General features: G+C 29.9%; 10 protein-coding genes and 1 pseudogene. 1 reads left to right on the top strand and 10 read right to left on the bottom strand.

The window, feature by feature from the left end; genetic code table 11:
* Positions 1-197: 197 nt before the first annotated feature.
* The 8 genes from trmD to smc all read right to left on the bottom strand — a co-directional run bounded on the left by trmD (position 198) and on the right by smc (position 8,715).
* The gene (gene trmD, locus KQI30_RS12805) at positions 198-929 is read right to left on the bottom strand and encodes a tRNA (guanosine(37)-N1)-methyltransferase TrmD (RefSeq protein WP_216463738.1); all 732 of its coding nucleotides are present in this window, start codon (positions 927-929) and stop codon (positions 198-200) included.
* Entirely contained in the window at positions 926-1,417 is a 492-nt protein-coding gene (gene rimM, locus KQI30_RS12800) for a ribosome maturation factor RimM (protein WP_216463737.1), read from the bottom strand. Before rimM ends, trmD begins: the two co-directional genes overlap by 4 nt.
* 164 nt (positions 1,418-1,581) lie before the next feature.
* On the bottom strand, positions 1,582-1,809 hold the full coding sequence (locus KQI30_RS12795) for a KH domain-containing protein (RefSeq protein WP_044038366.1): 228 nt from the start codon (positions 1,807-1,809) through the stop codon (positions 1,582-1,584).
* Between the two features lie 19 nt (positions 1,810-1,828).
* Complete coding sequence (gene rpsP / locus KQI30_RS12790) at positions 1,829-2,074, bottom strand: 30S ribosomal protein S16 (protein WP_216463736.1); 246 nt, start codon at positions 2,072-2,074, stop codon at positions 1,829-1,831.
* 36 nt (positions 2,075-2,110) lie between these two features.
* Entirely contained in the window at positions 2,111-3,490 is a 1,380-nt protein-coding gene (gene ffh, locus KQI30_RS12785; RefSeq protein WP_216463735.1) for a signal recognition particle protein, read from the bottom strand.
* Positions 3,491-3,500: 10 nt separating this feature from the next.
* Positions 3,501-3,851: a putative DNA-binding protein gene (locus KQI30_RS12780; RefSeq protein ID WP_216463734.1), complete on the bottom strand. Its 351-nt coding sequence runs from the start codon at positions 3,849-3,851 to the stop codon at positions 3,501-3,503.
* Between the two features lie 76 nt (positions 3,852-3,927).
* Positions 3,928-4,863 carry a signal recognition particle-docking protein FtsY gene (ftsY, locus tag KQI30_RS12775; protein WP_367397857.1) on the bottom strand — a complete coding sequence of 312 codons (936 nt, stop codon included), beginning with the start codon at positions 4,861-4,863 and terminating at the stop codon, positions 3,928-3,930.
* Between the two features lie 291 nt (positions 4,864-5,154).
* Positions 5,155-8,715, bottom strand: a complete 3,561-nt coding sequence (smc, locus tag KQI30_RS12770) for a chromosome segregation protein SMC (protein ID WP_216463732.1) — start codon at positions 8,713-8,715, stop codon at positions 5,155-5,157.
* 236 nt (positions 8,716-8,951) lie between these two features.
* Here smc and pflB point away from each other — a divergent pair, with 236 nt between their 5' ends.
* Positions 8,952-11,183, top strand: a complete 2,232-nt coding sequence (pflB, locus tag KQI30_RS12765; protein WP_216463731.1) for a formate C-acetyltransferase — start codon at positions 8,952-8,954, stop codon at positions 11,181-11,183.
* Positions 11,184-11,373: 190 nt separating this feature from the next.
* On the opposite strand, the gene KQI30_RS12760 is transcribed toward pflB, so the two are convergent.
* Positions 11,374-11,976 carry a trimeric intracellular cation channel family protein gene (locus tag KQI30_RS12760; protein WP_216463730.1) on the bottom strand — a complete coding sequence of 201 codons (603 nt, stop codon included), beginning with the start codon at positions 11,974-11,976 and terminating at the stop codon, positions 11,374-11,376.
* A 256-nt stretch (positions 11,977-12,232) separates the two neighbouring features.
* Positions 12,233-12,400 (bottom strand): annotated as a pseudogene (locus tag KQI30_RS17685) (transposase); the annotation flags it as partial.

The raw sequence follows: 12,400 nt of genomic DNA, 5'->3' as shown, positions 1-12,400 counted from the left end.
GTACGTTAATGATATTTCTTGTAAAAGTTCAACTAAAAGATTTCCTTAAAACTCTGACACTGTTTTTCATCACTTCTTGACTTTTATATTAATTTTACTATCCGCAGTACTATAATGTTTTTTCTTTAGAAAAAGTCACCTTCTCATATTACTATTCACTAATACGATTCTAATTAATCTTCATCACAAGGGAAGCCTTATTTCTTACTGTGCACTGAATAGTGTTCTTTTAAAAGTTTCTTATCTTCTTTTGTAAGTTCTATTTCATCAAAAAGATCTTTTCTTCTTTCTTTGGTTATAAGTAGCGATTGTAATCTTCTCCACTTTCTTATGTTTTCATGATGACCACTAATAAGTACATCTGGAACTTTGTTTCCTTCATAATCTATAGGTCTAGTATACTGTGGATATTCTAAAAGCCCATTATAGAAGGAATCATCCTTATAACTTTCTTCATTTTTAAGTATTCCTGGCACAAGTCTTACTATTGCATCTATAATAGGAATAGCAGCACTTTCTCCCCCTGTTAATACAAAATCTCCTAAAGATATTTCTTCATCAATATAATCATAGATACGTTCATCTATCCCTTCATAATGACCACATAAAAAAATAAGATTCTCTTCCTTTGCTAATCTCTTTCCCTCTTCTTGGTTAAAAGTTTTACCTCTAGGTCCTAAAAATATAACTTTTCCAGGATTGTTTTTCTTAACAGCTTTTATGGCATCAATAGTTGGTTGTGGTGCCATAACCATTCCAGCACCACCGCCATATGGATAATCATCAACCTTCTTATGTTTATTTAAGCTATAATCTCTTATATTAACAGCATTTATTTCTAAAAGATTCTTTTCCTTAGCCTTTCCTAAAATTGAATGATTAAAAAAATCAAACACCTCTGGAAATAATGTTAAAATATCTATTCTCACATCCAAAACTCCAAATCTCTAATTAAGATAACTTTATCTTCTATATTTATATCTAAAACTATTCCTTCTAAAGCCGGCACTAAGAAGTCCTCTCCATTTTTCTTTGCCCAATACACATCATTAGATCCAGTGAAAATAACATCCTTAACCTTTCCATGTTCATCTCCATTTTCACTCTTTAATGTACATCCAATTAAATCACAAACAAAATATCTATCTTCTGGTAATTCAATAGCATCTTTTCTATGAATTTTTATAAGCTTTTCTTTGTATCTTATAGCTGTATCCATATCATCGATACCTTTTAACTTTAGTATTACCTTTTGAGGTTGTATTTTTACATTTTCTACTTCATAAGTTTTATCATCAATCATTACTTCTTTAAGATCTTTAAATCTATTAATGTCTTCACTATAAGAAATAACCTTAACTTCACCTCTAACTCCATGAGTAGTAGATATTTTTCCTATTGTAAATATTTCTTTCATATTTTATATCAACTCCTTATAGGATTTTATTTCCAAAATCATGTATTCTATTCACATTTCTCATTTTACAATTGGCAATTAGCGAAAAATACTTTTACGCATTGCGAATTTTCCTTATATTCAAAATAAGGCTGAAGCACATTTATTGTGCAACAGCCTCATTATTATACTATATCAACAACTACTTTTTTATTTTCTTTCATAGCTGCTGCCTTCACAACATTTCGAATTGCCTTAGCAATTCTACCTTGTTTTCCTATGACTTTACCCATATCTTCTTCTGCAACTTTAAGTTCCAAAATTATGGCATCGTCTTTTACTATTTCTTTTACTTCAATGTATTCCGGGTAGTCAACTAAAGACTTAGCAATAGTTTCTAGTAATTCTTTCATACTACACACCTCCGGAGTACTATTTAACTATACCAGCGTTAGTTAAAAGCTTCTTAACTGTATCAGTTGGTTGAGCACCATTGTTAATCCACTTTTGAGCTTTTTCAGCATCGATTTTAACTGTCATTGGTTCAGTTGTTGGATTGTAGTATCCTACTTCTTCGATGAATCTACCATCTCTTGGAGATCTTGAATCAGCAACTACTATTCTATAGAAAGGAGCTTTGTGTGCACCCATTCTTTTTAATCTCATCTTTACTGCCATGTCTTTTTCACCTCCTTCAAAGATAAATTTTATATATTAAAATGGTAATTTACCACCCAATAAGCTTCCTAGGCCTTTTCCTTTGCCTTTCATCATTTGTCCAAATAAGCCTTTTCCACCCTTCATTTGTTTCATCATTTTTCTCATCATGTCATATTGTTTCAAAAGCTTATTTACATCAGTTATGCTTACACCTGATCCATTAGCAATTCTCTTCTTTCTAGAGTTGTTTTTCTCTACAAGAGCTGGGTTCCTTCTTTCCTTAACTGTCATAGAATAAATAATTGATTCCATCTTTTTAAGTTCTTTTTCACCTTTTGCTAATGCATCGTCACTTATAGCATTTTTGTCCATTCCCGGCATCATTTCTAACATCTTACTCATAGGGCCCAGTTTCTTCATTTGCTCCATGGACTTTAAGTAATCTTCTAAAGTGAATTCTGCATTCATCATCTTTTCAGCTAACTCACTTGCATCTTTTTCATCGATAGCAGCTTGCGCTTTTTCGATTAATGAAAGTACATCACCCATTCCTAAAATTCTTGATGCCATTCTATCTGGATGGAACACCTCAAGATCGCTCATCTTTTCTCCTACACCAATAAGCTTAATTGGCTTACCAGTTATAGCTTTTATAGATAAAGCAGCTCCCCCTTTAGTATCACCATCTAGCTTCGTTAACACAACTCCACCTACATCTAAGGCTTCATCGAAGGTTTTTGCTACATTTACAGCTTCTTGCCCAGTCATAGCATCTACTACTAATAATATTTCTGATGGTTTTACGGCAGCCTTAATTTCTTTAAGCTCCTCCATCATTTCTTCATCAATTTGAAGTCTACCAGCAGTATCGATTATAACTACGTTTAATCCTTCTTTTCTTGCATGGTTTACACCTGCTTTTGCTATGTCTACTGGAGATACCTTATCTCCCATAGAAAACACTGGAATATCTATTTGTTTTCCTAGTACCTCTAATTGTTTTATCGCAGCTGGTCTATAAACGTCACAAGCTACTAATAAAGGTCTCTTATTCTTTTTTCTAAGATGTAATGCTAGTTTCCCACTTATAGTTGTCTTACCAGCCCCTTGAAGTCCTGCCATCATTACTACACAAAGACCAGATTCTATATTTAACTCTGCTTCATTACCACCCATTAAGTTAGTAAGTTCATCGTTAACTATTTTAACAACCATTTGCCCAGGAGTTAAACTTTCCATTACTTCTGAACCTGTTGCCTTTTCACTTACAGTTTTTATGAAGTCTTTAACTAACCTGAAGTTAACATCTGCCTCTAATAAAGCTCTTTTAACTTCTTTCATAGCTTCTTTTATATCTGCTTCACTTAACTTTCCTTTTCCTTTTAATTTCTTGAAAGTTTCCTGAAGTTTTGCTCCTAATCCTTCAAAAGCCATGGTACACCTCCTATACCCCATGATCTACTATGATTTTCATAAGATCATTTATTTTTTTATTTACATCTATATTATCGCTTATTTCTTTAATTTCGCCAAGTTTTTTTAATAAAACTTTATCTTTTTTCTTCATATCTTCTTGTAATTTTAAAAGATTTAATTTTTCCTCATATGTATTAAGTAACTTATTACATCTTTTAATATTATCATGAATTGCTTGTCTGCTTGTATTATTTATTTCCGAAATTTCTGCTAATGAATAATCTTCATTATAATATAAATTCATTATATCTCTTTGCTTCTCAGTCAATAATTCACTATATATATCAAGTAGCATCGAAATTTCAAATCTGTTTCCCATAACCTCTCACCGTAGACAATGATAACAGATGTTTTTAAAGGTGTCAAGTATTTTTACTTAACACCTTTCTTTTACTTTAGAATATAGCTTCTGCAAACTCTTTAGAATCAAATTCTTGAAGATCATCAATACCTTCTCCAACCCCTATTAATTTCACTGGAATTCCAAGTTCATGTTTAACAGATATAATAACTCCACCTTTTGAACTACCATCAAGTTTTGTTATAACTAATCCATCTATTTTACAAATCTCATTAAAAGTTTTAGCTTGTGAAATAGCATTTTGTCCTGTTGTTCCATCTAGAACCAATAAAGTTTCTTTTTCTGCTTCTGGGAATTCTCTATCCATAACTTTATTTATTTTTCCAAGCTCATTCATAAGATTTTTCTTATTGTGTAATCTTCCTGCTGTATCAACTATTAACACATCTACTTTTCTAGCTTTTGCAGCTTGAATACCATCAAAAACTACTGCTGCTGGATCTGACCCCTCTTGATGCTTAATAATGTCTACACCTGCTCTTTTACTCCATACTTCTAATTGATCAATAGCTGCTGCTCTAAAAGTATCTGCCGCTACCATCATAGTTTTATATCCTTGCTTTTTAAGTTTATTACTCATCTTACCTATAGATGTAGTCTTTCCTGCTCCATTAACACCAATTACAAAAATAACTTTTGGAGTTTTCTTTGGAGTAATACTACCCTTCTCTTCACCTAAAACATCTGTAATTACTTCTTTTAATGCACCTTTTACTTCTGAAACTTCTTTAATTTTCTTTTCTTTAATCTTATCTTTTAATGCATCTATAAGATAAAGTGATGTATCTACACCTATATCTGATGTTATTAATGCTTCCTCTAATTCATCAAATAAATCATCATCAATTTTTACATAGTTTCCAAAAATGTCATCAACCTTAGAAATCAATTCATCTCTTGTTTTTGTTAATCCTTCTTTTAACTTTTGGAAAAAACCTACCTTTTTAGGTTTTTCTTCTTCAGTCTCCACTATATCTTCTACTTCTGCCTCAACTTCCACTGAATCTTCTATTACTTCATCCACTGAATCTTCTATTACTTCATCAGAATCATTATGAGCATTTTCTTCCGCTGAATCATCAGCTTCTTCTTTAAATTCTGCAGCTTTCTCTTCCTCTATAGAATTAGCTTCATCTACTGAAATATCTTCTTCACTACTCTCTTCTACTTCATTTACAATGTTTTCTTCTATTGTTTCTTCTTTTTTCTCACCCTTAAATTTCTTAAAAAACTTACTGAACGCCATAATTTCCTCCTTATTTTATGCACTTCTTAAATCTACAGATACAATCTTTGATACACCTTTTTCTTCCATAGTAACTCCATAAAGGATATCTGATGATTCCATAGTTCCTTTTCTATGAGTTATAACTATAAATTGTGTCTCTTCTGAGAACTTTCTTAGAAAATCTGCGTATCTATTTACATTGGCATCATCAAGAGCTGCCTCAATCTCATCTAGAATACAGAATGGAGTTGGTTTCATCTTTAATATAGCAAATAATAAAGCAATTGCTGATAATCCTTTTTCTCCCCCAGACATTAAGTTTATATTTTGAAGCTTTTTACCTGGTGGTTGCACGTTAATTTCTATTGGAGAATTTAAAATATCATCACCACTTAAAACTAAATCAGCATGACCACCCTTAAATAATTCCTTAAATGTCTCATCATAATATTTTCTAAGGATTTTAAAGTTTTCTTTAAATACCTCTTCCATTGTTGATGTCATGTCATCAATTACCTTAATTAATTCCTCTTTTGATGCAATAAGATCCACTCTTTCTTCATTCATATTATTGTACTTTTCTAAAGTTTCTTTGTATTCATTAATGGATCCAACATTAACAGTACCTAAAGAATTTATTGAAGATTTTATATCAAATATATTTTTCTTTAATTCTTCTTCATTTCCTTCTACTTTTTCAAATTCTTTTGCTTCTGCTATCGTTAAATTATATTCCTCATTTAATCTTGAAATTAAATTTTCATAATCTGAATTCATCTTAGTGTACGCAATCTCAATTTTATGATACTCATTAGATTGCTTATTTAAAATTTCACTATTATCTTCAATATTACTATTAATAGTGTTAATTTTCTCCTTAAGCTTAATTTTTTCAGATTCCTTAAGTTGGAAGTTATTGTTTAACTCCTCTATATTCTTATTTAATCTTTCGATTTCTTCATTATTATTTTTTATAGATTCCTTATTAGTTAAAATACTCTTAGTATTTTCATCAATAGTATTTTTGCTTCTTATATGAGAAATACTTGTTGCTACTTTTTCATCTTCTAATCTTGCAATATCTTTTTCTAAAGTTTCAATTAAGTTCTTATTTTTTGCTTCTTCGATTCTAAGAACTGTGCTCTTATCGCCAGCCTTTTCTATCTCATCCTTAAACTTAATAAACTCTTCTTCTTTAACTTTTATCTCTATATCTAATGTAGAACTTTCTTTTCTTACTAACTCTTCTTTTTCATCTAGAGATTTTTTCTTTTCTTCAATCTCCTTTATATTCTTAGTTAATGCAATTATTTCATTATCTCCTGACTTTATGCTAAGCATTAACTTTCTATTTTCATTTTCTAATGATGCGATTCTTTCATTTACTTTAGTAATTTCTATTTTATCCCCATGAATCTTATCACTTATATTTAAATTTTCTTCATCAACTATTTTTATTTTTCCTACAACTTCTTCAATTTCTTCAGTACTACTTTTTATTTTTACCTTTAATTCTGATATTTGCTTTTCTAACTCTTCGATTTCTCTTTTTCTACCTACTATGTTAGAATTCTTGTTATTAGTAGCACCACCAGTAAGTGAACCACCAGCATTAACTACTTCACCTTGAAGTGTAACTATTCTTATTGAATACCCAGTTATTTTTGCTATATTAAGAGCACTTTCTAATGTTTCCGCTATTATAGTTCTACCCAAAGAAAAATCTATTGCCTTTTTTAACTTATCATTTACTTCAACTAATTCTGAAGCAATACCTACATAACCTTTTTCTCTTTTAACATTACCATTTACTGTAACTACTTTATCCTTAATTATATTAAGTGGTAAGAAAGTTGCTCTACCTAACTTATGTTTCTTTAAATAGTCAATAAGCACCTTTGCACCAGCATCACTATCTGTAATTATGTTGGAAATAGCAAATCCTAAAGCTGTCTCTATAGCAACTTCATACTCTTTTTTTACATTTATAACTTCACCTAATACAAATGCATCTTCTAGAAAATTATTAACTTTATTATTTCTAATGTCATTCATTATAGTTTTTACTGCTCTATTATAACCTTCATAATGGTTTTCTAGATTAGTAAGCATTGTCTTGTTTGCCTCACATCTTGTTATAGCATTTTGTAAATCTCTAAGAGCTTTTTCTTTATTAGTTTTCTCCTTATAGAAATTAGTTAATCTCTTCTTATTACTATCTAATTTATTATTAACCTTTTCTATATCATTCATCAAAGAATTAATTTCTTCTTTAAGATGATTCTTAGTACTTTCATTTATCCTTGTCGTATTTAAATACCCTTCTTTAGATGCTCTTATACTTTCCTCTCTAGATTTTAAATTTTCCAAGTTATTATCAATTAATAACTTTTCACTTGAGGCTTCACGAGCTATATTAAGAAATTTTTCTCTTTCTTCTTTTTTCTTGAATATAAACTTTTCTTTTTCTATAAGATCTTCTTTTCTAGTTTTATTTAATATATCAACTTCACCTAATTCGCTAATAATCTTATCATAAGCATCCTTAGCTTTTTTTAGGCTTTCCTTTTCTTCTGATATTTCCTCTTGATACTTTATTTCTTTAGCTGCATACTCTTCTAATAACAGCTTTTCTTTTTCAATACTTTCTTCAAGTATTTTAATTCTTTCATTAGACAAAGCAATTGAAGCATTTATTTCTTGTATATTTTCTCTTTTATCAAAATATACTTTTCTTTCTTCTTCATATTCTTTTTCAAGATTTTCTAATTCTTTGTTGAATTCTTCAATTTTAGCCTTCTTTTCACCTTTGTCCTTTAATAAATTATCTAATTGAATTTTTTTCTCTTCTAACTCTTTCTTTAATAAATTCACCTTTTCATCATATCCATCTAGTGAGTTTGTTATAAGAGTTACTTCATTTTTTTTAAGGCTGTCTGATAGTTTTATAAATTCCTTAGCTTTTTCACTTTCTTCTCTTAATGGTTCTAATCTTTCTTCATAAGTAGCAAGTATATCATTAATTCTAACTATATTATTTTCTGCTGCTTGCAACTTCTTTTCTGATTCTACTTTTCTACTTTTATATTTTACTATACCAGCAGCTTCTTCTAATAATCCTCTTCTTTCTTCTGGGTTTCCTGATAATAAAGATTCTATTTTCCCCTGTCCTATTATAGAATAACCTTCTTTTCCTATACCAGTATCCATAAATAGTTCATGTATATCTTTTAATCTACATTTAGTGTTATTTATGTAATATTCACTTTCACCAGATCTATACAAACGTCTTGAAATTGTTACTTGATTATAATCTATCGGTAATTTATTATCTGAATTATCTAAAATAAGTGATACCTGTGAAAGCCCTAAAGGTTTTCTAAATTCCGTACCAGCGAAAATAACATCTTCCATCTTTCCGCCTCTTAAAGTCTTAACGCTTTGCTCCCCTAATACCCATCTAATAGCATCAGAAATATTACTCTTACCGCTACCATTTGGACCAACTATGGCTGTGATACCATCTCTTAGCAAGATTTCTGTTTTATCTGCAAAAGATTTAAATCCTCTTATCTCTATGGATTTTAAAAACACCTAAAATCTCCTCCTGTATATAAAACTCTTATTACAGTTTAAATTATTTCTATTTTAATATCAACTAATGATATTATTGCTTTTATAATATACCACAAAGTTTATAGTAAATTTCATTATTTATTGCAATTTACTTATGCCGATGATATATTGTTATTAAGATATTAACTAATAATTGTTATTTATTAATATTAGTTAAAATAATTACATTTTTGTAAGATTAAGGAGCGTGGGCAATGCAATCACAATGGCAAGGATTTGTAAATGGTAATTGGTCGAAAGAAATTGATGTTAGGAACTTTATACAAAAAAACTACACTGAATATACTGGAGATAGTTCATTTTTAAAAGGCGCCACTGCTGAAACAACACAACTATGGAATGAAGTAAGTGAATTATTCAAAAAGGAAATAGAAAATGGTGGTGTTTTAGATGTAGATACTAAAACTGTATCTTCTATAAATGCATATGATCCAGGTTATATAAATAAAGCTATAGAAAAAATTGTTGGTGTTCAAACTGATGCTCCATTAAAAAGAGCAATTATGGCTGAAGGTGGTATACGCATGGCTGAAAACGCTGCCAAAGCCTATGGATATGAAATAGATCCATATATATCGGAAATTTTCACTAAATATAGAAAGACTCATAACCAAGGTGTTTTTGATGCCTATACAGATGAAATGAGATTAGCAAGAAAATACGGTATAGTAACAGGACTACCTGATGCTTATGGAAGAGGAAGAATCATAGGCGATTATAGAAGAGTTGCACTATATGGAGTAGATAGATTAATTGAAGATAAATTAGAACAAAAGAAGTCTTTAGAAGTTAGATGTATCGATGAGGATGTAATACGTTTAAGAGAAGAACTTTCAGATCAAATAGTTGCTCTAAAAGAATTAAAATCATTGGCTAATACTTATGGATTTGATATTTCACAGCCTGCAAATAATGCTAAAGAAGCTGTTCAATGGCTATATTTTGGATACTTAGCTGCAATTAAGCAACAAAATGGTGCTGCTATGTCTCTTGGAAGAACTTCAACTTTCCTTGATATATATATTGAAAGAGATTTAAAAAATGGAATAATTACAGAAGAAGAAGCTCAAGAACTAATGGATCATTTCGTAATGAAACTTAGACTAGTAAAATTTTTGAGAACTCCAGAATATAATGATCTTTTCTCCGGCGATCCTACTTGGGTAACAGAATCAATTGGTGGTATGTCCCTAGATGGTAGAACATTAGTAACTAAAAACTCATTTAGAATATTAAATACCCTTTATACATTAGGTCCATCACCAGAACCAAATTTAACAGTATTATGGTCAACAAAATTACCAGAGGGATTTAAAAACTTCTGTTCACAAGTTTCAATAGATACCAGTTCTGTTCAATATGAAAATGATGATTTAATGAAAACATATTGGGGCGATGACTATGCTATAGCTTGTTGTGTATCTGCTATGAAAGTTGGAAAACAAATGCAATTCTTCGGAGCAAGAGTTAACCTGGCAAAAACATTACTTTATACTATTAATGGTGGCGTTGATGAAAAAAGTGGTGTACAAGTAGCTCCTAACTTTGAAGCAATCACTAGCGAATACCTTGATTATGATGAAGTAATGAAAAAGTTTGATGCTATGACAGACTGGCTAGCAAATCTTTATGTAAATACGTTAAATGTAATACACTATATGCATGATAAATACTCTTATGAAAGCTTGCAAATGGCATTACATGATAGAGATGTATTTAGAACCATGGCTTGCGGTATTGCTGGATTATCTGTATGTGCTGATAGCTTATCAGCAATTAAATATGCAAAAGTTAAACCTATAAGAAACGAAGCTGGAATAGCTGTGGATTTTGAAATTGAAGGTGATTATCCTAAGTTCGGAAATGATGATGATCGCGTTGACGATATAGCTGTATTTTTAGTTAAAAATATGATGGATAAAATAAGAAAAAATAAAACTTATAGAAATGCATATCACACTCAATCAATTTTAACTATTACTTCAAATGTAGTATATGGAAAGAAGACTGGTACTACCCCAGATGGTAGACAAGCTGGCGAACCATTTGCACCTGGTGCAAATCCAATGCACGGAAGAGATACTAACGGTTCCCTTGCATCTCTAAATTCCGTTGCTAAACTTCCATATGAGCATTCACAAGATGGTATTTCAAACACATTTTCAATAGTACCAGATGCTCTTGGCAAAACACCTGAAGAAAGAATCAAAAACTTAAATATCATGATGGATGGTTACTTTGAACAAGATGCTCATCATTTAAATGTTAATGTATTTAATAGAGAGACATTAATTGACGCAATGGAACATCCAGAACAATACCCTCAACTTACAATAAGAGTTTCAGGATATGCCGTTAACTTTATAAAATTGACAAAAGAACAACAACTTGATGTTATTAATAGAACATTCCATAAAAATATGTAAATAATTATAATAAAAGAGGTCTCAAATCCTTTTAATGATATGAGACCTCTTCTTCAATTTATAGTAATTTTAATTATTATAAATTAAAAAAACACTATTACTACTTTATGAAAACTAATTTATTTTATCAATTAAACTATAATACCTATTTTTTAAGGAATTCTCTCCTTAAAAATACACTGTACAGAACCTATGATTTCAAAATTACCGGTAAATTAAATCCTTTAACATAAGATACCATTCTAATAGTAACTATAGTTAATAAAGACATATATACAGAGACACTCTTACCTAGATTAGGATATGTCATCCATAAAACTAATGCACCTATAATACCTGCAATACAATATATTTCTTTCCTAAATACTACTGGCTTTCTGTTAATTATAATATCTCTAAGTAATCCTCCACCTACACCAGTTATTGATGTTACAAATATAAATAATAATAAATTGTAATTATTATCAATAGCTTTAATGCCAGATGATATTGTAAAAGCTGCTAATCCTAATGAATCCATTACTATAAAAAACATACTATTTGTCCACTTTTCTTTAATAAAAATAGACATTGTTGCAGCAATAATAATAATTAGCATAGCACCTCTACTACTAAAAAACACAGGAATACCAACATTAGTTACTATATCCCTTATGATTCCTCCGCCCATCGCTGTTACCATTGCTAATATGTATATTCCTAGCAAATCCAATTTTTCCTCAATTGCTACATATGCACCAGATACAGCAAAAGCAAAAACACCAACATACTCTAAAATTGTCACTGTATACATCTTATAATTCCACCTCTTTTGTATTAAACCGTCACAAATAAGTATTATACCATAATATTTGATTAACATTACAACTTTTGATATTATATCAAATATACAACTTGATAGTGTAAAGTTTGCTATGAAAAAATAATATAACAAAAAACACTACCATTTTGAAAATTTAAGGTAGTAAATTAAAGAAATAATTTAAATTTAAGCATGACAAAAAGACCTTTAATGAAGGCAAAAAATTTATATTTGGTTATATAATCCGTTAGGAAGCATTTTTTTCTTGGATATCTAAAATAGCTTGCTGTCCTAACCTGATTAATATTTGCCATTTGGCAGGCATATTATCGATACCATCAAGAGCTTCAAGTTCATTAAGTGGTTTCCAATAGTTATATGGATGAGGTCTTAGAAAGTTATAATATGCGACCCA

The organism is Clostridium bornimense, assembly GCF_018917145.1.
GTDB classification, from domain to species: domain Bacteria; phylum Bacillota; class Clostridia; order Clostridiales; family Clostridiaceae; genus Clostridium_AN; species Clostridium_AN bornimense_A.
Note: the sequence above shows the minus strand (reverse complement) of the source record. Positions and strands in the feature narration are given on the sequence as shown.